A 20,547-nucleotide genomic window follows, 5' to 3' on the forward strand; every position below is an offset into this window, starting at 1 on the left:
CTTTTCGTTTGTATCTCTATCAAGCTTGGAAATCCGTGCGTAACAGCTCGTTCGAGCGCGGATTTCCGATTCCGTGCCTTGTCATAGCCAACCCCGCTCCCTCGTCATGCCGCCAGATTACAACGCAGGAGCGCGGTCATCAAGAAAACCGCTGAAGTTTGCGACAGCTTGGATAAGATTAAATAATTCGGTGGGAGCACATGGTTCTTAACAATTTCAGTCGGCCCGGTCTTACTGCTCTACTTGACAAAATAATGAGATAACTCCGTCAGTTATTTGTCCCGCTCCATCTGCCTCACTCTCTCAAAGAAGCATACCGCCGCCGCTGCGGCTGCGTTCAACGATTCGGTTCGGCCCCGCATGGGAATGCTGATTTGCTCGCCGCTTGCCTGCAGCACCGCATCCGACAGCCCCACACCCTCATTGCCGAACACGAACGCGATCGAGCCGGTCAATCGGGTCTGGTAAAGACTTATTTTCGCGCACAGCGTGGTAGCAATGACCTTGCCGCTGAACGCTCGCGCTACTTCCACCAGATCGGATCGTTCATGAACACGCAGCAGAAAATGTGCGCCCATGGCGGCACGCAGCGTCTTGGGCGACCAGGCATCCGCGCAACCATCAGAAAGATAGACGTCGCTTGCACCCGCGGCGGCGGCGGAACGCAGGATGGAGCCCAGATTTCCGGGGTCCTGTATGGCTTCGAGCAGCACACAAAAAAGGGCGTCCCTTTCACCCCCATCCTGAGCTGCAGGCTTGATTGCGGCCGGAGGAATGCATATCAGCGCCATAATACCGATGGGCGTTTTTACCGGAGAAGCCTCGCGGAACAGTGCGTCGCTCAGCACAACCATGTCTGTGCCCGCTTTCTGCTCCGCCAGCAAACGCTTTATCTCCGTGTTCTCGCAACCCGACACGCTCACGATAAGGGTTTTTGGCGAACCTGACGCCAGAAAGTAGGCGCTGATCAGATGAATGCCGTCAAGCAGCGTCAATCTGGTTGCTCTACGTTGCCGGGCGGAATCTTCCAGCTTGATGAGTTGCCTGAAGAACGGATTATCGCGAGAGGTAATGACTTTCATCGAATTTCATTGACGAGCCGATACGAAGTACTTTCCGACTAGGCCACATCTGCGCCTGTCCCCTGCCCAAATGATTCCATCGGAATCGCCTGGTATTTGACCTCCAGGATTTCCAGCTCTTCCGTTCCGCCCGGCGCGCGCAATGTCACTACGTCCCCTTCCTGCGCCTTGATCAGGGCTCGTGCCATGGGCGAAATCCAGCTGATGTAGCCTCGGGATGTATCAATCTCGTCAACGCCCACGATTGAAACCGTTTTTTCCTCGCCTTTCTGATTGGCGAAGGTGATCGTGGCACCGAAGAAAATTCTGTCTGTATCGTCCCTCGGCGCGGCAGGGTCCACGACTTCGGCCATATCGAGCCGCTTGGTGAGAAAGCGAATGCGCCGGTCGATTTCACGCAGCCGCTTCTTGCCGTAGATATAATCGCCGTTTTCCGAACGGTCGCCATTCCCAGCGGCCCACGATACCATAGCCGTCACCTGGGGACGCTCCTTGTTCATCAACCAGAGAAACTCATTCATCAGCCGCGCATAGCCGCCCGGCGTGATGTAGTTTCTACTTCCGGTGGGAATAGGATTGACAGCTTCTTCTTCGCCAACATCCTCGATCGGCTCGGTTTCCTTGGTAAATGCCTTATTCATGTGCCGAACACCTTCTCTCAAGTAGAATGGACCTGATCCAGCTACCGGTTATTATATGAATAATCCCGCCTCTCATTGGCACCATCTCTCCGCAGCGCCCCATCGCGGTATGTTCCTGGCCGGCACGCTGCAGGGAGTGCTGACGCTATTATGGTGGGTAGTCGAGCTCGCCGGACGCTACGGCGTCGCCGGCACCGCATCAGCATGGAGCATTGCTCCGACTTGGGCGCATGCTTTTCTGATGATTTATGGTTTTTTCTCGTTCTTTATCCTGGGCTTCCTGTTCACTACTTTCCCCAATTGGATGAATGGAGAAAAAATTCAGCCACGGCACTTTTCCGCTTCCAGCCTGCTGATGGCAGGTGGCATTGTGCTTTTTTATCTTGGTTTGGAGGCTGGTGAACTGATTGCAGCCGCAGGCGTTGCGACGCTGCTGACGGGATTCAGTATAGCGATTTATGCGCTGCTGCGCGTTCTATTCGGAGTAAAGAATCAGGACAGGCGCCACTCAATTGCCGCCAGTCTGGCGCTGATAGGCGGTTGGTTGGGCATAGCCGCTTGTCTGCTGTGGTTATTGACAGAAAACAGGGCATTGCTGGATTTTTCCCGCAGCGCCGGGATCTGGTTTTTCCTGCTGCCAATTGTCATGACCGTCAGCCACCGCATGATTCCATTTTTCTCCAGCCGGGTACTTGAAGATTATGTGCTGATCAGACCCTACTGGATACTCTGGCTGATGCTTGCCTGTTCAGCGGGCCACGGCATATTGCAGTTATGGGAAGCGGCATTCTCCTACCTGTGGCTATTTGATCTGCCGCTGGCCGCAAGCGCCTTGTATTTATCTTTTACCTGGGGATTATTACGCAGTTTCCGTGTCCATCTCCTGGCGGTGCTGCATATCGCATTTGCCTGGCTGGGGCTGTCGATGCTGCTGTATGGTATGCAGAGCCTGGTGTTTCTGGCTAGCGACGGGACATTATTGATATTCGGCCTTGCACCCTTGCATGCACTTGCAATCGGGTATTTCGCCAGCATGGTGCTGGGGATGGCTTCACGCGTCACGCTTGGACATTCGGGACGGCCGCTTGTGCTGGATAAACTTGGTTGGCTGCTATTTCTGGGATTTCAGGCCGCTGTTTTATTCAGGATACTTCCGGATATCCTGCCCGCCGCCAGCGGTATGGCCCCTGGCTTGTACATGCTGGCAGGATTGACCTGGCTAATCTGTTTCACGCTCTGGGCGGTCCGCTATGCACCGCTTTACTGGCGACCTCGAGTTGACGGCAAGCCCGGCTAGTTACGCCAAAAGTCGTTTAGATTCAGATCAACAATGGCAAGAGCGAAATGTTAAAAATGACTAGATTTGACACCAGACAAGACGCAAGGAGGCGCATAGTATTCCTGTGCAACGACAAGCAACGCGCGTGACGCAATCCAGTCATTTTTTTAGCAGCATGTGCTGCGCCTCGCGTGTGGCGCCCAGTAACCCGGCGTTTGGGTTCATGACAACACGCACAGGGATCTCACTCATCAGCTCGGAGAAACGCCCCTTGGCGCAAAATGCCTTCATGAAACCGCCTTCCTTCAATTTGTCGATGATTTTGGGTGCAATGCCGCCCGCTACGTACACGCCTCCGCGGCTCAGCGTTGACAGCGCCAGATTCCCGGCATAAGCACCGTATATTTCAACAAATAAATCCATCGCCATTACTGCAAGGGGATGCTTATGATTGAATGCGAGATCTGCCACCCGCGCCGCGCAGTCACCCCCTAGACTGGCTTGCACCGGGTCCGGGGCATCGTTCGGATGATGAAAATTGAGAAACTCGAAAATATTGGTCAATCCCGGTCCGGATAGTAGTCGCTCAACCGATACATGGCCAAACTTCTTCCGTAAATATTGGAGCAAGTGATCTTGCAATTCATCTGCAGGAGCAAAATCCACATGCCCTGCCTCGCTGGGCAACGGTATATAACGGTCGCCTTGCCAAATCAGCCATGCCACGCCCATGCCGGTGCCCGCACCGAGCACAACACCCATCTCCTTGTCGTAAGACACCCCCGCCTGCAACGCCACGAAATCGCTTGCAGATAAAATCTCGATGCTCAACGCCACGGCTTTAAAATCATTGATGAGCTTGACGGCGGGAATGGAGAATTCTCTTGCGATAGCCGCGCTATCCATCACCCACGGCAAATTGGTAAGACTCGCCCTCTGCTTCGTGATCGGCCCTGCCACCGCAAAACAGGCAGATGCCGGATTGCCACCCACTCCGGCCATCGCGGCACCATCCAGAAAATCCCTGAGCATATCGGAAAAATCCGGATAGTCACGGCTGGGATAGCGGCGTTCGTAGCACAACTGCATATCGCCATCAGTCGCCTCCGCCGCTCGCAGCAAAACCTTTGTGCCGCCAATATCGGCGCTGATGAAGTATTCGCTCATGATTCGATCCACCGTTGTGCTGGATCCTGGCGGTAAAACAATGCCAGCTGCTCATACACCGCTGAAAAATGTATTTTCACTACCAGCGGCATCTCAAAAAATGCTTCACTCATGACAGCAAAGAACTCCGCAGGGCTCTCGGCTGCGTAGGGATCGATATAAGAGCCTAGACCAGGATCGATGTCATGTTCGATATGAGAATCGATAATCATTGCTTCCACCGCATCCACCTCCACGCAGAAATCCGCATAGGCTTTGCTGAATACTTCACTCCACGCTTGCTGGCTCATGCCGGCATGCAACGGAGGCGATCCGTTGGCGTCACCGTTCAGCATATCGAGCTTGTGAGCGAATTCGTGTATGACCACATTGTAGCCGACACCCGCCCCCACCGCGGCGGCATCTTCCCAGGAAAGAATCACCGGTCCGCCGAGCCAGGATTCACCCGATACCGGCTCGCTCGCGTGATGCACCACCCCGGCCTCATCGGCATATTCGTAGTCACGAATGAATTCACCGGGATAAACAATAATTTCGACCCAACCGTCGTAATAGTCCAGGTCGAGATTCAGAATCAGAATACAGGCCTGGGCCGCTATCACCACATGCATCTCCTCGGTGACAATCAGTCCATGCGCCCCGCTTATTTGCTTGGCATGAAGAAACAGCGTGACGCATTCACGCAGGCGCTTCAGCTCGATCGGGCTCAGGCCCCGTAGAAACCCGAGTTGCGCCAGCGTTTTTTTCCAGAGATCGTCGGGGATGGATTCGTTTTCAAGAATGCGGTGTCGATACCAGTCTTTAAAATTCCAGGACATTAAAGAACCTTTGATTCAGTCCCCAAATGACTGGCAAGGGGCGCGACGTCAGGGTTCCTAAAATCAGTCCTCACCGGATTCCAGTGCATGTTTGCTTTCCAATTCCGGAACATCCACGTCGACCGCGTCTATTCGTGCAAAACGCTGACTGATCTTGCGGCTGGAAATATGCACCTCCTCCACATCCTGGTTGGCTTGGCGGATATGATCGGCGAGCTTCTTCATGCGTTCATCAAAACGCACAAAATCCTTACCGAGCCGGGAAAGCTCGTGCTTGATGATATGCACCTGCTCACGGGTTTCCATGTCCTTCAGCACCGCGCGCGCAGTATTCAATACCGCCATCAGCGTTGTCGGCGAAACTATCCACACCTGCTTCTGCATGGCGTAATCCACTACATCGGAATGATACGCATGGATCTCGGCGAAAATCGCCTCGGCCGGGACAAACATCACCGCGCCGTCACAAGTTTCCGGCGGCAGGATGTATTTGCCGGCGATATCATCCACATGTTTTTTTACGTCGACCTTGAATTGCTTTTGCGCTGCTGCCCGGCTGGCTTCATCCACATCGCGGTCGAACATGCGATGAAAGTTTTCCAGGGGAAATTTTGAATCCACCGCAACCATACCTGTGGGCGGGGGCAATCGCAAGACGCAATCCACGCGACTGCCATTGGAAAGCGTGTACTGCATGGTGTACGCAGCCACGGGTAAAATATTGCGCACCAGTGCTTCCAATTGCACCTCGCCGAATGCACCGCGCGAGCGTTTGTCGCCCAGCAGTTCCTGCAAACTCACCATGTTCGTGGTGAGACTGTCTATTTTTTTCTGCGCCTCATCGATGGTTGCAAGCCGCGTCATGACGCTGGTAAAAGTTTCGTTGGTTTTCTTGAATCCTTCGTCAAGGCGCTCGGTGACACGTCCACTGATGTGGTCCAATCGCGCTTCCACCGTTCCACGCAACTGCTCGGAAGTTTTAACAAGCGCTTCGGATAGCCGGTCACCCTGATTCGCAAGTCCTTCATGCAAGTCCTTGAGCATGTCGCGGTGCTTGTCCTCCATCATCCTCGCTTGTTGCCCCAGCAGGTCACGCACCATGGACGAAAGCATGCCCAGCCTGATCACCAGAAAAGCCATGGTTACCAGCAGGATGGCGGCGGCGGTAATAATCAGCAGGGTTTCAGGCATTATGTTGTAAAGTATACTGGAGAAACTTGATTCGCAAGCAGCTTGTCGGACTTCCTGCCTTTCTGTGTTTTTCAGCCCTGTCAAATCCGGCTGGCAGCAGGAAAGCCGCTGCCATACACCCATCACCGAGGTGGAAACCCCGTTAGGGGATTATATCGCTCGCTTTCCATCTGATGCCTCTGCCATTTACTCTGCTGGTGTCTCGCGCGACCCTGATCACCGGACTGCTGGGCCTGTTCATTTTTTTGTTCAAGCCGCTCTTTCCGGGCTTTTCTCCCGACCCTGCGCCTCTCGTCCGTAGCCTTCTGCTGTTTTATCTTGTCCGTAGCGTTCTGTTGCTCCCATGGCTTCACCTCCCATGGCTTCGGTTCCTGGCCTTGCTGCCTACTCTCCAGTCCCAATCCTGGTTGACTATTTTTCTGCGCTTGCTGCCTCGCCGGATTCGTTCCGGGTTCTCGCTGTGTCGAAAAAGCATCTTGATATGCCATGGCGGCGGGTTGCCAGCCCAGTGCGGCAAGGGTGGCGAATGCTGTCCAGAAGATTCTTCTCATGTGTACTCCTTTGCGAATAGTGTCTAGCTTGCGTTCCCGATAAATCGACACAGCCAAGGGTTATCGATTAATTACGTTTTGCTACATTTACTTATCGACAGAGCTCGTTGGTGCTTGGAGAGGATAACTGATCTTCAAGCCATCCGCACGCGCCCATGGTGTCAATATATGAGGTTTCCGTGCCCCGGCATTGATGATGTCTTCCACCCGTATACCGCGCAGGACAAGCGCATCGCCGATCAATGAACGGTGACAGCGCCACGGAACCGCTTCAGCGCACATCAGCGCGCAGCGCTCATGCGCCACGAATTCCATGACATCCTGCACATTCGTGGCGAATTCCGGGCTTTGCATGTAATCGGCATAGCCGCGAAAAGACGCATTACGCCAGCCTCCATTGATCGAATCCTTCCGGGGGCGGCGCAACCCGCCGAGCCCCGCCAGGTGCGTATATTTGATGCCGGAGGCTCGCAGAATGTCCGGGAGCGTTTCCTTATTGAATTGGGGATTCTGCCGGGAACGCGGCATGGTGCGCACATCAAGGACATGTGTAACTTCATTTGCTTTCAACAGATTGATAAATCCATCCAGTGACCGTGTTGAATGCCCGATGGTACATATTAAATCAGCCACCGGATGTTTATCCCCCCTTACGCTTGGCCCACTGGCGAAAATTGCAAAGGAACCCTGGCGCTATTGCTATTGCGCTGATCCGGCCGGGGGCGCCGCAATGCAGCCGAACCGCGATGCGTTGAGTGCCACATCGGCACGTGCCCACACCTTTTTGAAGCGTGCCTCGATCAATGCCGCCTGGCCGTCCTTTTTTTGTGCGCGCAACGTCTGCAACAACCCGTAAAGCGCCCAACCGTTGTTACGATTCTTGCGCAAATCTTCCCAATACACTGTCTCCGCTTCGGCTGTGCGCCCCGCTTCCAGCAGAATGGCGCCCAGCACCAGCCGTGGGGGAGACTGCCATTCCGACGGCTCCGTGTAAACCAGCGCATCCTCAAGACGAACCGCCCGGTCAAGGTGCGCAATGGCGGAAGCGAACTGTCCCCGGGCGGCCTCGATCTCGCCAGCAAGCACCTCGGGACCAATACTCAATACGTCGCGTGCGGTATTCAACGACATAAGCGGCCAATCCAGCGACCCATTCTTCATGATCCCTCGCAGCGCTTCCAGCTCTTGCTCGGCTTGCGGCAACTGCCTGGTTGCCGCAAACGCCAGGCCGCGCACATAATGCCAGCCCCCCTTAAGAAAAGCATTGGTAGCCGGCGGCGCCGGTTCCTGAAGAATCTCGTTCCACTTCCCGAATTTCGCGTATGCCCAATACGGTGTGACACGGAATGTTCCCGTTCCCGGCACCGCATCCAGCGCCGCATCATCTATCGTGCTTGCCAGCTTTCGCGCCGATTCGATCGCAAGTCGGCTTTGCCCATCCATCGTGGCGGCAAACCACAGAAAGTGAATGTTATGGGGAGTGTACATGATAGGGTACATTCCCTGCACATGACTATGCGACAGATACTCCTCGTCGGCCGCGATGGCAAGCTGGTTACTCTTTATTGCATCGGCATAGCGGCCCACGCGCTGATAGATATGCGACGGCATGTGTACCGCATGTCCGGCCGCCGGCATCAGCGTAAGAAGAGTATCGGCCGCCTTCTCTGCCCGCTCGGGCGTACTCGTCGGCTCGACGAGGTGAATATACATATGCACCGCGCCCGGATGCTTCGGATTGCGCCGCAGCACCTCTTCGGTCAGTGCGACAATTTCAGCAGTACCCTTGAGCGGATACCCATCCCGCATCCAGTAACCCCAGGAGTTGAGATCCATCATCGCCTCGACATAGAGCATCGCGATGTCGAGATCATCCGGAAAATGCATATGAACTTCCCGCATCGCGTCCGCATAAGCCTGGTTGTTCGCCTTGCGCTGCTCGGAGCTGCCGGTATACCGTTTCTCCAGCGCACCGATGAGCGCCCGCTCGCGCGGAGATGCCTTCGCCATGAGCGAGGCGGCTTTCCGCGCGAGTTCCAGAGCCGTCGCTTCGTCCTTAGGCTCCATCATTGCGTTGATATTGGGCCCAAGCACAAGCGCCTGGCCCCAGTATGCCATCGCAAGCGAGGGATCGAGCCGCGCTGCTTCCCGGAACGCGCGGCCCGCCTCGGCATGGTTAAATGCGTAGGAAAGGTTCAGGCCCTGGTTAACGAATTGCTGGGCTGACTTGTTCCGTGTGCTGACCGGGAATGCATGCGACCCAAGGTTCAACAGCCTGGGTGTAGCCTGATCATTCTGGACAACTCGCGCGTGATGTCCATGGCCAGTCCCGGATACTGTGGATGGCGAGGCACCGTCACCCGTGTGAGCGAAGGTACCGGTAACACTGCTGGCCGTCACCGCCAGCCCCCACATCATGAAATGAAGTGCGCGCAATTGCATGGTTATTTCCTCCTGATTCTTGATTATCCTGAATCCGGCCGGTGGCGCAGCTCCGCGAGGCGCGCCAGACCGAAATGAATGAAAGCCAGGGCCGCCAGCACCGGCGCGAACAGATTGAAAAACGGTATAAATTGTACCAAACCGGTCAGCAGTCCCAGGCCCCAAAGCGACGGGCGATAGGTTAAAAATATCGCGCGCATCTCTTCGCGGCGCGCGTGCTCTGCAAGTGCATCATAACGGAACAGGCGCTGGTTCAGATACGCCGCGGCAATAAATGGGACAACCACTCCCGCGCCGACCATCCACAATGGAATGGTGACAAGCCATATGGCGATAAACATGCCGATGGCGAGCAGGGCATTGAGCAGACTGCCTGCAATGCCGCCGCTGCTCTCGTGTTCGAGTTGCGGGTAGTCGCGATCCGCCACTAGGTGAACCAGCGCTGGCATGGCGAACAAGGCAGTAATCACCAGCGCCGTAATAAAAACCAGCGGCACAAATAGAATCAGATGCGCCACGCCCTGTATTCCATATGCAATCCATCGCGGCTCCACGCCTTCCAGCCAGGTTTGAATGCCGATCGCCGTGAGGCCACTGGCGATCCATCCCGAGAAGGTGCTCCAGAAAACCACGCCCAAAATCAACCACAGCAGAGCAGCCGCCAGGATTGGCCAGATGACAATCCACAAGACTTGAAACCGGAACAAATCGCGAAAAGCGTGCGAAAGCGCATCGAATACGGGGATCATGGATAGTTCTCCTTCGCGGAGCTGGACTCATTGAATTCCACTCTCGCATCGCGGGTCCGCCGCGTAGGCAAATGCGTTGTACCAAGTGGTCCGCTCCCAGATTTCCTTGCACACCTCGGCGCAGACTTCGCGCTCGAACCCGCACATCCCGCCTAGCTTGAAGCGCGCCGTATAGGCACCTGCGCCTTCCCCGCCTTTCAGTTCGATAACAATGCGTGCATTTTTTTCAAAGATGCGCAGTCGATAAGTATTGGTGAGATCCTGATAGAACTTCCTGGGAATAACGAATTCCCTCCCGTCGATGGAAACAACAAAAACCCCGGTGACAAACCGTGGAATCCCGCCATCCATGCCCCACATGCCCGCGTCGACTTCGGGGCACTCACCACTCTTGCATGAACGCTCCCGGAACGAAACGGCAACTCTCTTGCCGGAAGGCGTCACGGATATCTTCTCGTACGCAAACGGAACTGCTTCCGTTTGCGCGAGTGCACCCAGGGACACGAAGGACAATGCAGCAGCAAAGATTTTCAAGAACCTTAACATTGTTCAGACGATGCAGCTATGCTATCTCGATGAATATCTTTTCGGTCTCGGATGCGGTCTTCAATTTAGTGAAAAGCTGTTCAAAAGCCAGCCTGCTTTGGCCGATAAAACCCGTATCTTTCGTCTGGCCCACCAGTATACATCCCTCCGTATCCGCAGCTGTATTTCCGGGATGTATCCGTACCCCTTCAAAGTTAGGCACATTCAAAAAAAGTGGGAGCGGGCGTCCGAATCGCTGGGAATAGTTAATTATGACTTCATAGCGTCCCGCAGGGATGGCTGTCTTCCCCTTGATCTTGACCGGCCGGACTTTATCTTCCAGGGTATAGCATTCAAACTGATTATCCACGTATAGCTTGCCAATCGTGCTATTTTCGGAAAAATCCGTCCTCTCCACCCTCAGCTCCATTTTCATTTCTCCTTTTTTATATGGCGGAAATGACATCATCCCATTTCCTCCTCCGCGCTTTCTCTCTTTTTTTTAAAATAGTATATATACGAATTATTTTCACTATTTCCGCGAGACTATATCGGATCAATGACATGACCCTAAATCCGGCAGTTCAACGCTCATTTATTATATGAGTGCCAAATTTTTTTGCTACTTGATCCACATTTTCTGAGGCAAATCCGCTACAGAAGCGGATTCAGGATGACAGGAGTTGAGCGGATATGCCGTCGTCAGCCACCTTGGGAAGGATGTTAAAAAAAAGCGACAGGATGAGCAGGCGTGGGGTTATTCTCGCCTGGAATTTTGCAAGGATGGCAGGGTCGGTGAACTTCCGGTTCAGGAAGGCAACAACACTTACCCCCGCCGCCAGGTGGTGCCCTGAGATCCATCCTCCAGGATAATGCCGGCATCCAGCAACTCCTTGCGGATACGGTCAGACTCGCCATAATCCTTATTGCTACGGGCGATGAGGCGTTGTTGAATCATTTGTTCAATGTGTTCCTGGCTAACTACGAAATCTCCCATGGTCACGGCATCCTGGAAATATTGCTGTGAATCCTGTTGCAGCAGTCCCAGGACGCCACCCAGGGCCCTCATCAATGCTACATCCATGGGTGATCCGGTTTTATTGATTTCGTTGGCAAGATCAAACAGCACAGCGATGGCATCGGGGGTATTGAAGTCATCGTTCATGGCTTCCCTGAAACGCCGTGCCGGAGCCTCGTTCCAATCTATCGCCTCGCCGGACACGCTTGCCCGGCTTCCTTTCAGCGCCGTGTAAAGCCGGTCGAGCGCACGCTTGGCATCCTCCAGATGCTGGTCGGAATAGTTCAGGGCGCTGCGATAATGCGCACGTAGAATAAAAAATCGCACCACTTCCGGCTGGTAGCAATTGAGAATTTCGCGCACGGTAAAAAAATTGCCGAGCGACTTGGACATCTTCTCGTCATTGACGCGCACGAAGCCGTTGTGCATCCAGTAGTTGACAAAAGGATGGTCATGCGCACCCTCGCTTTGCGCTATCTCGTTTTCATGATGGGGAAACTGCAAGTCCTGGCCGCCGCCGTGAATGTCGAAATGCTCACCCAGATAATGCTCGCTCATCGCCGAGCATTCGATATGCCAACCGGGACGCCCCGTGCCCCAGGGCGAATCCCACTGCGGCTCACCGGGCTTGGCAGCTTTCCACAGCACAAAATCCAGCGGATCTTTCTTGTGCGGATCAACGATCACGCGTTCCCCTGCGCGCAAATCGTCAAGCGATTTTCCGGATAGTTTTCCATAACCCGGGAATCGGTGTACGGCGTAATACACATCCCCATTGGCTGCGGCATAGGCAAGATTCTTATCCACCAGGGTACGGATCATGGCCACCATTCTTTCCACATGCCTCGTAGCCCGCGGCTCGCAAGTGGGTGGCAGGACACCGAGCACAGCGGCATCCTCTTCCATCGCCTGAATGAAGCGGCTGGTCAGAGTTTCGATGGATTCGTTGTTTTCCAGCGCACGTTTGATGATTTTGTCGTCAACATCGGTAATGTTACGCACATAAGTAACATTGAGACCGGTCGCCCGCAGCCAGCGCACCACCATATCGAATACCACCATCATGCGTGCGTGGCCGAGATGGCAATAATCGTAAACTGTCATGCCGCAGACATATATTTTAACGTTCCCGGGCGTCAGCGGAACGAAATCCTGTTTTTCTCTTGCAAGCGAATTATGGATCTTGAGCATCTGGCGAGATTGTGAAATGGACAGGCTTCTTGGTAGAATCGCCAAGCCTCTTGGCAGAAGCCAGAATATTCTGGGCTGGCTCAACAAAAACCGGAGCAGTATAGCACAATGAAAACGCTAAATTTTCGCCAGACAAATGCGTTCATGGCAGCCTGCGCCGCTGCCTTGCTGCTTGCAACTGCTGCCACCTTTGCCGATGAAGGCCAAGAAGTTGCCAAACTTTATAAGCAGGGCAATCTGGCCAAGGCGCTGGAACAAGCGGAGGCTTATCTTGCCACCAAGCCTGGAGACGCCCAAATGCGCTTCCAGAAGGGACTGATTCTTACCGAGCAAAACAGGATTGCGGAGGCCACTAAGGTATTTGCTTCACTATCGGAAGATTACCCGGATCTGCCCGAGCCGCACAATAATCTTGCCGTGCTTTATGCCAGCCAGGGTCAGTATGATAAGGCCAAGAATGCGCTGGAAGCGGCGATACGCACGCACCCCAGCTATTCCACCGCGCACGAAAATCTGGGTGATATCTACGCCAGGATGGCCAGCCAGGCATACGGCAAAGCTTTACAGTTGGACAAGAGTAATACAGCCGCGCAGACCAAGCTCGCGATGATCAAAAACCTGGCTACAATGAGCAGGGGCATTCAACCCGCTTCCTTATCAGCAAGCAAATCATCAGACACAGGTCCAGAAAAAATCGTGGAGAAAGCCCGGGATAAAATGCCGGCGAAACCCGCTGAAAAATTGGTGCCGGGAACCCCCTCCCTTGCTGAAAAACCGGCGGCTCCCGATAGCGGCTCCAAGGAGATCCTTAAAGCCATAAACGCCTGGGCCAAGGCATGGTCCGACAAGGATGCCACCACGTACCTTGCATTTTATGCAGGTGATTTCCATACTCCTCCCGGCACCTCGCGCCCGGCATGGGAAAAAAGTCGCCGGGAGCGCATCGGCAAGCCAAAGTCTATCCACGTCGAAATTACCCATCCCAAAGTCAGCTTTATCGATGAGGCGCATGCCAGGGTGAGTTTCAAGCAGTCGTATCACTCGGATGCGATCAAGAGCACCACCACCAAAACCCTTGAAATGGTCAAGACAGGAGAAGAATGGCTGATACAGCAGGAGCAGGTAGGACGATGAAATCGCCCATGCGCCTGATGTTCCCGAAGCAGGGTTGCGCAATGGCGAAAGCCACGATAACCACAGCCACGCTGGCGGCATACTGCCTTGTAATCCCAGGAGTACTGGCAAGTGAAAGCTCAATCCTGACGGAGCTGTCCATGGCCGGACCGGAAGCTGCGCTCGTCAAAAGCCTGCAGGAAATCGCTGAGAGCCGCGTGGACTCGGCTCTCAGCGGAATCGAGCAGTTACTCAAGACCAACCCCAACTTCCGGCTAGCGCAATTGATCAAGGGGGACCTGCTGCTGGCTCGGGTCCGACCCATTAATGATATGGGCAATACCGGGGGGACACCCCAGCAGGATATTGCCGATCTGCGCGAAGAGGCGCGAGCAAGAATGCAGCGTCATCGGGAATCGGTCCCGCACAATGCGATACCGAAATATCTGCTGCAAATGCCGCCGGAACAAAAATACGCAATCATTGCCGATACTCGCAAATCCCGGCTTTATATATACCAGAATATCCGTGGCGAGGCCCGCTATCTTGCCGATTATTACATCAGCAGCGGCAAGAATGGATCGCAAAAATTGAAAGAAGGCGACAAGAAAACGCCTGTGGGCGTATATTTCATCACCGCCAACCTGCCGCGCGAGAAACTTACGGACTTCTACGGCAGCGGCGCATTCCCGATCAATTATCCCAACGAGTGGGATAAGCGTCATGGGCGCGATGGCTACGGCATATGGCTGCATGGGACGCCCTCGAATACATACAGCCGCCCGCCTCGTGCCAGCGATGGGTGCGTGGTACTCTCCAATCAGGACCTGAATGCGGTGAGCGCGACCCTGCAGGTCGGCATAACTCCCGTCATCATCAGCGACGAAATGGAGTGGGTAAAAACCGATGACACAACCATGCTCCGCAACAAAATCACACAGCAATTGGAAAGCTGGCGGCGCGATTGGGAAAGTGGGAATACCGATGCCTATATCAGGCATTACGGACGTGATTTCTCCAGCGGCAACCAGGGCCTAGCTGAATGGGTACAGCACAAACGCCAGGTGAATGCGGCTAAAAGCTGGATCAAGGTAGGCATCAGCAATGTCGGCATGTTTCTTTATCCCGGCAGGGACGACTTGGTGGTGGTTAATTTCGACCAGGAATATTCCAGCAACAACCTGTCCAATAAAATGAAAAAACGCCAATACTGGATGAAGGAAAATAAGAAAGGCCCATGGAAAATTATCTATGAAAGCGCGGCATAGTTTCTGGTGTTATCATAAAAATGATCGATAAATTTTTTTACGGAAAGCCCATGCATATCATCAAGCTTCTCTCGGTTTTCTCGCTTCTTTTCAGCGCAATTACAATTGCCTACGCCGCCAATCCCCAGGTTGAAATAAAGACCAATTCTGGCACTATAGTGCTGGAACTCTATCCGGATAAGGCACCGAAGACAGTATCAAATTTTTTGAATTACGTGAAGGACGGCTACTATGCAGGCACCGTATTTCACCGGGTCATCCCCGGATTCATGATTCAGGGTGGCGGATTCGACAAGACCCTTAAACAAAAGCCCACAAGACAACCCATTGAAAATGAAGCGGCTAATGGTCTCAGGAATGAGATCGGGACCGTTGCCATGGCCCGCACGCCGGACCCGCATTCAGCATCGGCGCAATTTTTTATCAACGTTGCCAATAACGCTTTTCTCAACCATACCGCGCCTACGCCGCAAGGTTATGGCTATACCGTATTTGGAAAAGTCATAAAGGGAATGGAGGTCGTCAACAGGATCGCCGACGCTCCCACCGGTCCTGCGGGACCTTTCCCGAGCGATGTGCCTAAGGCAACCGTGGTCATCGAAGAAGTCAGACTCATCGCGGCGGGACCCTCTGCCGCAGCCAGCACTCCCACCAAATAAAGGACAAACATGATCAAACTGCATACCAGTCACGGCATCATTACACTTGAACTCGACAGCGAGAAAGCGCCGTTGACTGTTCAGAATTTCATCAACTATGTAAATAGCGGACATTATGACAATACGATATTCCATCGTGTGATTGATGGCTTCATGATCCAGGGGGGCGGCTTTGAGCCCGGCATGAAGCAAAAGCAGACTCGTGCGCCGATTCAGAATGAGGCCGCCAATGGACTCAAGAACGAAAAATATACGATCGCCATGGCACGCACCTCCGACGTGCACTCTGCTTCCGCTCAATTCTTTATCAATGTCGCCGATAACAATTTTCTCAATTACACTTCATCAACCTCTCAGGGTTTTGGCTATTGTGTATTCGGCAAGGTCACGGAAGGCAAGGATGTGGTGGACCAGATCAAGAAAGTAAGAACAGGCGATCGAAGCGGACATCAGAACGTGCCACTGGAAGATGTGGTGGTGCAGAAAGCGGAAGTAGTCCAATAGCCAGATCGTTGGGAAAGCGCCCTTGAACAAAAATTTTCTCTCGCTCTGCCTTGCCACAGCGCTATGCATGTCCACTATGCTGCACGCCCTGCCCTTTGCGGATACCGTGGTCAGCTTCGTCGGAGGCAATGGTTTCGGGATTGACGATGGAATCGTCGATGGAGAGGGTATCGATGATCTGCGGGCGGTAACGGCCGCGATAAGAGCATTGGACGGGACAATAGTTGCCTTGGGTGGCGCCACGGGGGCTCCAGGTACCATCACCATGCATTTCAGTAGTGGCGAGGTGCTTGACGGAACCGGTCCGGATCTCCGGTTTTTTGATACTTTCAGCTTCCTGGACGGATTCAGCCTGGACATCAGCGCTGATGGATCCAGCTTCACGCACGCATTTTCCCTTGCCGGAGATCTGCTGAATTTTTCATGCTCCCTCGCATTCCCGTGCGTTACGAATGTGGACATATCCAGTACGGGACTCAGCGCGATCAGCTATCTCAGGATAACCGCCGCAGGCAACAGCGGACAAGGTTTCCCCGAAGCCTATACGCTTGATGCCGTGGAAGCGCTTAATTTTCGTTCCTCCATCGCCGTTTCCGAACCTGGGATACTTGCGCTGTTTGCCCTGGCTGCCGCCGCACTCATGGTCATACACCGCCGGAAAATATTGAAGAATCCTTTCCCAGGTTCTGAATACATATGATAGATATTCTTTATTGGGAGAAATCATGTCCATTTTTCGACTTCTTGCAGCTATATCGATCAGTCTGTGGTTAGCAGCGCTCAGCGGTTGCGCAACCACCACCGCGGGGGGCGCGGTGGGCGCGAACCGCTCTCAATTCATGCTTATTTCATCGGAACAATTGGAGCAAACAGCAGCGCAGGGTTACACCAAGATGAAAGCGGACGCGATAGAAAAAGGTGCGCTGAACCAGGATAGCAAACTGCTGCAACGAGTACAGGCCATTGCCCGCAAGATCGAGCCACACACCGGCGTGTTCCGCCGGGATGCCCCCGGCTGGAAGTGGGAAGTCAATATAATTGATAGCAATGAGCTCAATGCCTTCTGCATGCCCGGCGGCAAGATCATGTTTTATTCCGGGTTGATTAATCGCCTGAGACTGACTGATGAGGAGATTGCGGTCGTAATGGGGCATGAAATCGCCCATGCCTTGCGCGAGCACTCGCGTGAGCAGGTCTCCCAGGCGATCGCCGCACAGGCTGCGATGGGTGTTGGGTCGGCGGTGCTTGGCCTTAGCCAGAATGCAGCTCAGCTTGCCAACATTGGTTACGAAGCGCTGATAGCCACCCATTTTAGCCGTACCGACGAGGCAGAGGCCGATCGTATTGGTCTGGAACTGACCGCCCGTGCGGGCTATAACCCACGTGCCGGAATAAGTTTGTGGCAAAAGATGATGAGCGCCAATAGCGGCTCGCGGCCCCCCGAATTTCTGAGCAGCCATCCAGCGGACTCGACCCGGGTTCAGCAGATCAAATCACTGATGCCAATCGTTATGCCGCTCTATCAGGCTGCCCGCCACTGAAGTTGAGCGCTATGGCGGCGGTTGTATGTAAAAATTCCGTAATCGTCTTTAGTTATCGCCTTTAATTCTTGCGGTATGAATTTGAGTTTACAAGTAACCGACCCGATCAAGCTAAATCGGACACATAGTCTCTCGGGTTCAGGCACTGCCGCTGGCGTCAAGATTATATTAATAGTATTTTGCAACCAATCACGTTGCCTATAACCCGGAAGGATAAGTTTCATCCATTTCGCCCGGTCTTTTATGGGCGAACGATGGCAATGGCCTCACGGCTTCTGTTTCATCAATATGAATCATGAAATCAAATTGCCGTGGCAGGGATGTATGGAAATAGTGGCTCATGCGCTCTGTTTCAGGCCGATAAATGACGCCGATGGCACGCTGCAATCTCTCGTCTGCCAGCATGTAGGCGGCTTCGCTTTTTCCCCGTAAATCGAACAAGAATCGCCGCTTTTCGAGACGCGAGAAAATTTCTTCATAACTGCCGGGCAGCGGCTCCCGGATCGTCTTTGTTTCCGCCGGTCCGTCCCAGTCTGAAGCCGCCGTCACCGTACCACGGCTGGTCGAGAATCCAACACGAAGCCCCCCGTTCCCGTATTTTTCACTGACTAATTGGCCGATATTGATTTCGCCGCGACGCCCCATATCGGTTGCCGCCGCGTTGCCCACATGAGAATTATGTGCCCAGACCACGATTCGTGCTTCCCGCCCTTGCTGCATACCCAGATGGGCGGCAAGTTTTTCCAGCGTTTCGAACATGTGGCGATCCCGCAGGTTCCATGTGTTGGGTCGTCCCCTGAACATGGCACGATAGTATTCCTCGGCATTTTTTACCAGTTCGGCATTCTGTCGTGCCGAAAAATACTCATTTCCGGCAAAGGCACCTTCTCGCTCGATATAGGACCGTGCCTTCTGTTGCAATTGGATGAGCTGGATAATGACTTCCCGCTCGCAGGAATCCCATCGTCCCGATGCAATGGCATAACCATATGCTTGTGGATCATTGATGAACTGGCCAAAACAGGCATAACGCGCGCGCGCAGCTGCAGCTTCCTTCGGGTCGATTTTGTCCAGATAGGCAAGAACCGCCTGCATCGAGGTCGTCATGCTATACAAATCAAGACCATAGAAACCAATTGGTTGCGTCCGGCCTATCCGATCCTGGTAACCCCCACTTGCTCCATTATAATCGTGCAGCCATTCGACAAATGCCTGAACCTCGGCATTACGCCACATCCAGGTAGGGAACCGCTCAAAGCCCGATAAAGCCGAGTCTGCTTCCATATCCCCCAACTGCTGCGGTTGACCCGATACATAACGATGAACCCTGTAAGCGTCCGGCCAGTCAGCTTCAACGGCAATAGCATTAAAGCCTTCTTCTTGGATGAGGCGCCGGGTAATCTCAGCGCGAATCCGGTAAAACTCCATCGTGCCATGAGTGGCTTCACCGATCAGGACGAATATTTTTCTTTTTGTATTGCCTGAAGCATCCCCCCGGACCGCCTGTATTATCGCATCATAGTCATTCTCGAAACCCGGCAGGGGCTGAGCCTGTGTTTCCAGCGCGTCAGCCAGTTTATGATCAAAATCGAGGCCAGGCATACTATGCGCCCTCCTTCATTCTGGGGAATAGCCAGTTTCATCGAATAATCACGATATAGGAGGCCGCCCGGCGTTTGTAGTGACTTGATTTAGAAGCGCCAGCACATCCTCATCCGGTGTCCGGGAAAAATCGTCGGATCATTTTCCGCTCCGCGCCAGCTCTTCCTGTCCCGGCACACCAAGCTTGCGGATCAACCATAGATCCATCGGCACAATAAGAATATTGCTTCTGCCGGCATGGCCGGAGAGCGCATTCGTAAGTTGCTTCCCCGCTTCTGGTCTGTTTGAAAAGCGATGAAAGACAGCCGTCATCCGGTTGATCTCTCGGCTATTCCAAGTGATCGCGAAACCATTGGGCCGCCAGAAGCGCAGCGGCTTCAAGCGTGCCGGATTCTTCAAACAAATGCGTTGCGTTCGGCACGACTTCCAGTTTTGATTGGGCATTGAGCTGCGCCAGTGCCCATTTATTGAGATCCAGAACCTGGGGATCGTTTTCTCCGACGATAAGCAGTACGGGCGCCATAACCTCCCGCAGATAATCCCCAGCCAGATCCGGTCTGCCGCCACGTGAGACGACCGCCATGATATTTTCCGGACGCCGGGCTGCGGCAATCAACGCGGCGCCAGCTCCTGTACTGGCACCGAACCATCCAATTTTAAAATGGCACGTCTGAGCTTGACTTTGCAACCAAGCCGCGATATCAACCAATCTGCCCGCCAGCATTGGAATATCGAAACGCAGATGCCGCGTCCGCAAATCAATGACCTCTTCTTCTTCCGTAAGCAGATCAGCAAGGAGTGTTGCAAATCCATACCTATTCAGTGTTTCCGCGACATAACGGTTTCGTGTACTGTGCCGGCTGCTGCCGCTCCCATGCGCAAATGCAATAATGGCTTTCGCACCCGCTGGTATAGCCAGATCCGCACTCAACAGCACACCACCCGCCGGTATACGTAGCGCTGTGGTCTCGGGAGTATCGTGTAGCGGACGGATGGGCATAGGATTTTTACACTCCCAGTTTGATGAGCCAGACAAAGTAATCACAGCCCCTATCAATTAACGACGTTTTACTAATTACACTACTACAATAGCATAACTGTGAGGGAGTTCCCGGGGGATTTCCGTGCGATTCCGAACATAGCCGGATGTTTCTTAACACGGGACCAACGTTGGAACCGGCTGGATATTCCGGCCACAAAATAAGA

The 20,547-nt window shown here is 53.7% G+C and carries 22 protein-coding genes; 7 read left to right on the top strand and 15 right to left on the bottom strand.

Translation table 11 applies throughout. The features are described from left to right. Positions 1 to 272: 272 nt before the first annotated feature. Together EBAPG3_RS12070 and greB are read right to left on the bottom strand one after the other, a co-directional pair. A complete protein-coding gene (locus tag EBAPG3_RS12070) occupies positions 273 to 1,082 on the bottom strand; it encodes a TrmH family RNA methyltransferase (RefSeq protein ID WP_004179308.1) in 810 nt (269 codons plus the stop codon). A gap of 38 nt (positions 1,083 to 1,120) precedes the next feature. After that, the gene (gene greB, locus EBAPG3_RS12075) at positions 1,121 to 1,723 is read right to left on the bottom strand and encodes a transcription elongation factor GreB (protein ID WP_004179306.1); all 603 of its coding nucleotides are present in this window, start codon (positions 1,721 to 1,723) and stop codon (positions 1,121 to 1,123) included. A 55-nt stretch (positions 1,724 to 1,778) separates the two neighbouring features. Between greB and EBAPG3_RS12080 the strand changes: the two genes are divergently transcribed. After that, positions 1,779 to 3,020, top strand: coding sequence for an NnrS family protein (locus EBAPG3_RS12080; RefSeq protein WP_004179303.1), 1,242 nt, complete (start codon positions 1,779 to 1,781; stop codon positions 3,018 to 3,020). A gap of 141 nt (positions 3,021 to 3,161) precedes the next feature. Here EBAPG3_RS12080 and glk read toward each other — a convergent pair whose 3' ends face one another. The 10 genes from glk to cysS all read right to left on the bottom strand — a co-directional run bounded on the left by glk (position 3,162) and on the right by cysS (position 12,654). Further along, positions 3,162 to 4,169 carry a glucokinase gene (gene glk, locus EBAPG3_RS12085; RefSeq protein ID WP_004179302.1) on the bottom strand — a complete coding sequence of 336 codons (1,008 nt, stop codon included), beginning with the start codon at positions 4,167 to 4,169 and terminating at the stop codon, positions 3,162 to 3,164. Next, complete coding sequence (locus EBAPG3_RS12090; protein WP_004179301.1) at positions 4,166 to 4,987, bottom strand: M90 family metallopeptidase; 822 nt, start codon at positions 4,985 to 4,987, stop codon at positions 4,166 to 4,168. The genes glk and EBAPG3_RS12090 overlap by 4 nt, the downstream gene beginning before the upstream one ends. Before the next feature lie 63 nt (positions 4,988 to 5,050). Beyond that, positions 5,051 to 6,178: a DNA recombination protein RmuC gene (locus EBAPG3_RS12095; protein ID WP_040852801.1), complete on the bottom strand. Its 1,128-nt coding sequence runs from the start codon at positions 6,176 to 6,178 to the stop codon at positions 5,051 to 5,053. A 122-nt stretch (positions 6,179 to 6,300) separates the two neighbouring features. Then, the gene (locus tag EBAPG3_RS12100) at positions 6,301 to 6,729 is read right to left on the bottom strand and encodes a hypothetical protein (RefSeq protein ID WP_040852746.1); all 429 of its coding nucleotides are present in this window, start codon (positions 6,727 to 6,729) and stop codon (positions 6,301 to 6,303) included. Positions 6,730 to 6,816: 87 nt separating this feature from the next. Beyond that, positions 6,817 to 7,362 carry a DUF488 domain-containing protein gene (locus tag EBAPG3_RS12105; protein WP_004179298.1) on the bottom strand — a complete coding sequence of 182 codons (546 nt, stop codon included), beginning with the start codon at positions 7,360 to 7,362 and terminating at the stop codon, positions 6,817 to 6,819. Between the two features lie 66 nt (positions 7,363 to 7,428). Further along, positions 7,429 to 9,171 carry a tetratricopeptide repeat protein gene (locus EBAPG3_RS12110; protein ID WP_004179297.1) on the bottom strand — a complete coding sequence of 581 codons (1,743 nt, stop codon included), beginning with the start codon at positions 9,169 to 9,171 and terminating at the stop codon, positions 7,429 to 7,431. A 23-nt stretch (positions 9,172 to 9,194) separates the two neighbouring features. Further along, a complete protein-coding gene (locus tag EBAPG3_RS12115) occupies positions 9,195 to 9,920 on the bottom strand; it encodes an EI24 domain-containing protein (RefSeq protein WP_004179295.1) in 726 nt (241 codons plus the stop codon). A gap of 27 nt (positions 9,921 to 9,947) precedes the next feature. Then, positions 9,948 to 10,454, bottom strand: coding sequence for a hypothetical protein (locus tag EBAPG3_RS12120; protein ID WP_151898944.1), 507 nt, complete (start codon positions 10,452 to 10,454; stop codon positions 9,948 to 9,950). Between the two features lie 28 nt (positions 10,455 to 10,482). After that, entirely contained in the window at positions 10,483 to 10,914 is a 432-nt protein-coding gene (locus tag EBAPG3_RS12125; RefSeq protein WP_227869210.1) for a DUF5675 family protein, read from the bottom strand. A 357-nt stretch (positions 10,915 to 11,271) separates the two neighbouring features. Next, complete coding sequence (cysS, locus tag EBAPG3_RS12130) at positions 11,272 to 12,654, bottom strand: cysteine--tRNA ligase (RefSeq protein WP_004179288.1); 1,383 nt, start codon at positions 12,652 to 12,654, stop codon at positions 11,272 to 11,274. Positions 12,655 to 12,762: 108 nt separating this feature from the next. On the opposite strand from cysS, the gene EBAPG3_RS12135 reads away from it, so the two are divergent. The 6 genes from EBAPG3_RS12135 to EBAPG3_RS12160 are packed head-to-tail and all read left to right on the top strand — an operon-like array spanning position 12,763 to position 17,739. Further along, positions 12,763 to 13,788: a nuclear transport factor 2 family protein gene (locus tag EBAPG3_RS12135; protein WP_004179286.1), complete on the top strand. Its 1,026-nt coding sequence runs from the start codon at positions 12,763 to 12,765 to the stop codon at positions 13,786 to 13,788. Further along, positions 13,755 to 15,035 (top strand): L,D-transpeptidase family protein, encoded by a 1,281-nt coding sequence (locus tag EBAPG3_RS12140; RefSeq protein ID WP_227869211.1) that lies wholly within the window; start codon positions 13,755 to 13,757, stop codon positions 15,033 to 15,035. Before EBAPG3_RS12135 ends, EBAPG3_RS12140 begins: the two co-directional genes overlap by 34 nt. A gap of 50 nt (positions 15,036 to 15,085) precedes the next feature. Next, positions 15,086 to 15,694 (top strand): peptidylprolyl isomerase, encoded by a 609-nt coding sequence (locus tag EBAPG3_RS12145; protein ID WP_151898945.1) that lies wholly within the window; start codon positions 15,086 to 15,088, stop codon positions 15,692 to 15,694. Between the two features lie 9 nt (positions 15,695 to 15,703). After that, the gene (locus EBAPG3_RS12150; protein ID WP_040852744.1) at positions 15,704 to 16,198 is read left to right on the top strand and encodes a peptidylprolyl isomerase; all 495 of its coding nucleotides are present in this window, start codon (positions 15,704 to 15,706) and stop codon (positions 16,196 to 16,198) included. A gap of 22 nt (positions 16,199 to 16,220) precedes the next feature. Continuing rightward, positions 16,221 to 16,898 carry a hypothetical protein gene (locus EBAPG3_RS12155; RefSeq protein ID WP_040852743.1) on the top strand — a complete coding sequence of 226 codons (678 nt, stop codon included), beginning with the start codon at positions 16,221 to 16,223 and terminating at the stop codon, positions 16,896 to 16,898. Positions 16,899 to 16,923: 25 nt separating this feature from the next. Continuing rightward, positions 16,924 to 17,739, top strand: a complete 816-nt coding sequence (locus EBAPG3_RS12160) for a M48 family metallopeptidase (protein ID WP_004179280.1) — start codon at positions 16,924 to 16,926, stop codon at positions 17,737 to 17,739. A gap of 198 nt (positions 17,740 to 17,937) precedes the next feature. Here EBAPG3_RS12160 and EBAPG3_RS12165 read toward each other — a convergent pair whose 3' ends face one another. The 3 genes from EBAPG3_RS12165 to EBAPG3_RS12170 form a co-directional block, all read right to left on the bottom strand. Beyond that, complete coding sequence (locus EBAPG3_RS12165) at positions 17,938 to 19,341, bottom strand: erythromycin esterase family protein (RefSeq protein ID WP_004179278.1); 1,404 nt, start codon at positions 19,339 to 19,341, stop codon at positions 17,938 to 17,940. 138 nt (positions 19,342 to 19,479) lie between these two features. Continuing rightward, on the bottom strand, positions 19,480 to 19,722 hold the full coding sequence (locus EBAPG3_RS15050; protein ID WP_151898946.1) for a hypothetical protein: 243 nt from the start codon (positions 19,720 to 19,722) through the stop codon (positions 19,480 to 19,482). Beyond that, entirely contained in the window at positions 19,670 to 20,341 is a 672-nt protein-coding gene (locus EBAPG3_RS12170; RefSeq protein ID WP_004179273.1) for a dienelactone hydrolase family protein, read from the bottom strand. Before EBAPG3_RS12170 ends, EBAPG3_RS15050 begins: the two co-directional genes overlap by 53 nt. Between the last annotated feature and the right edge of the window lie 206 nt (positions 20,342 to 20,547).

Origin of the sequence: Nitrosospira lacus (genome assembly GCF_000355765.4) — a bacterium.
GTDB classification, from domain to species: domain Bacteria; phylum Pseudomonadota; class Gammaproteobacteria; order Burkholderiales; family Nitrosomonadaceae; genus Nitrosospira; species Nitrosospira lacus.

Bases quoted from the DNA above. Each gene is read 5' to 3' on its own strand.
- EBAPG3_RS12070 (WP_004179308.1), bottom strand. From the start codon at position 1,082: ATGAAAGTCATTACCTCTCGCGATAATCCGTTCTTCAGGCAACTCATC.
- EBAPG3_RS12165 (WP_004179278.1), bottom strand. From the start codon at position 19,341: ATGCCTGGCCTCGATTTTGATCATAAACTGGCTGACGCGCTGGAAACA.
- EBAPG3_RS12140 (WP_227869211.1), top strand. From the start codon at position 13,755: ATGGCTGATACAGCAGGAGCAGGTAGGACGATGAAATCGCCCATGCGC.
- EBAPG3_RS12100 (WP_040852746.1), bottom strand. From the start codon at position 6,729: ATGAGAAGAATCTTCTGGACAGCATTCGCCACCCTTGCCGCACTGGGC.
- EBAPG3_RS12145 (WP_151898945.1), top strand. From the start codon at position 15,086: ATGCATATCATCAAGCTTCTCTCGGTTTTCTCGCTTCTTTTCAGCGCA.
- EBAPG3_RS12090 (WP_004179301.1), bottom strand. From the start codon at position 4,987: ATGTCCTGGAATTTTAAAGACTGGTATCGACACCGCATTCTTGAAAAC.
- EBAPG3_RS12150 (WP_040852744.1), top strand. From the start codon at position 15,704: ATGATCAAACTGCATACCAGTCACGGCATCATTACACTTGAACTCGAC.
- EBAPG3_RS12170 (WP_004179273.1), bottom strand. From the start codon at position 20,341: ATGCCCATCCGTCCGCTACACGATACTCCCGAGACCACAGCGCTACGT.
- EBAPG3_RS12115 (WP_004179295.1), bottom strand. From the start codon at position 9,920: ATGATCCCCGTATTCGATGCGCTTTCGCACGCTTTTCGCGATTTGTTC.
- EBAPG3_RS12125 (WP_227869210.1), bottom strand. From the start codon at position 10,914: ATGATGTCATTTCCGCCATATAAAAAAGGAGAAATGAAAATGGAGCTG.
- glk (WP_004179302.1), bottom strand. From the start codon at position 4,169: ATGAGCGAATACTTCATCAGCGCCGATATTGGCGGCACAAAGGTTTTG.
- greB (WP_004179306.1), bottom strand. From the start codon at position 1,723: ATGAATAAGGCATTTACCAAGGAAACCGAGCCGATCGAGGATGTTGGC.
- EBAPG3_RS12135 (WP_004179286.1), top strand. From the start codon at position 12,763: ATGAAAACGCTAAATTTTCGCCAGACAAATGCGTTCATGGCAGCCTGC.
- EBAPG3_RS12110 (WP_004179297.1), bottom strand. From the start codon at position 9,171: ATGCAATTGCGCGCACTTCATTTCATGATGTGGGGGCTGGCGGTGACG.
- cysS (WP_004179288.1), bottom strand. From the start codon at position 12,654: ATGCTCAAGATCCATAATTCGCTTGCAAGAGAAAAACAGGATTTCGTT.
- EBAPG3_RS12160 (WP_004179280.1), top strand. From the start codon at position 16,924: ATGTCCATTTTTCGACTTCTTGCAGCTATATCGATCAGTCTGTGGTTA.
- EBAPG3_RS12095 (WP_040852801.1), bottom strand. From the start codon at position 6,178: ATGCCTGAAACCCTGCTGATTATTACCGCCGCCGCCATCCTGCTGGTA.
- EBAPG3_RS12080 (WP_004179303.1), top strand. From the start codon at position 1,779: ATGAATAATCCCGCCTCTCATTGGCACCATCTCTCCGCAGCGCCCCAT.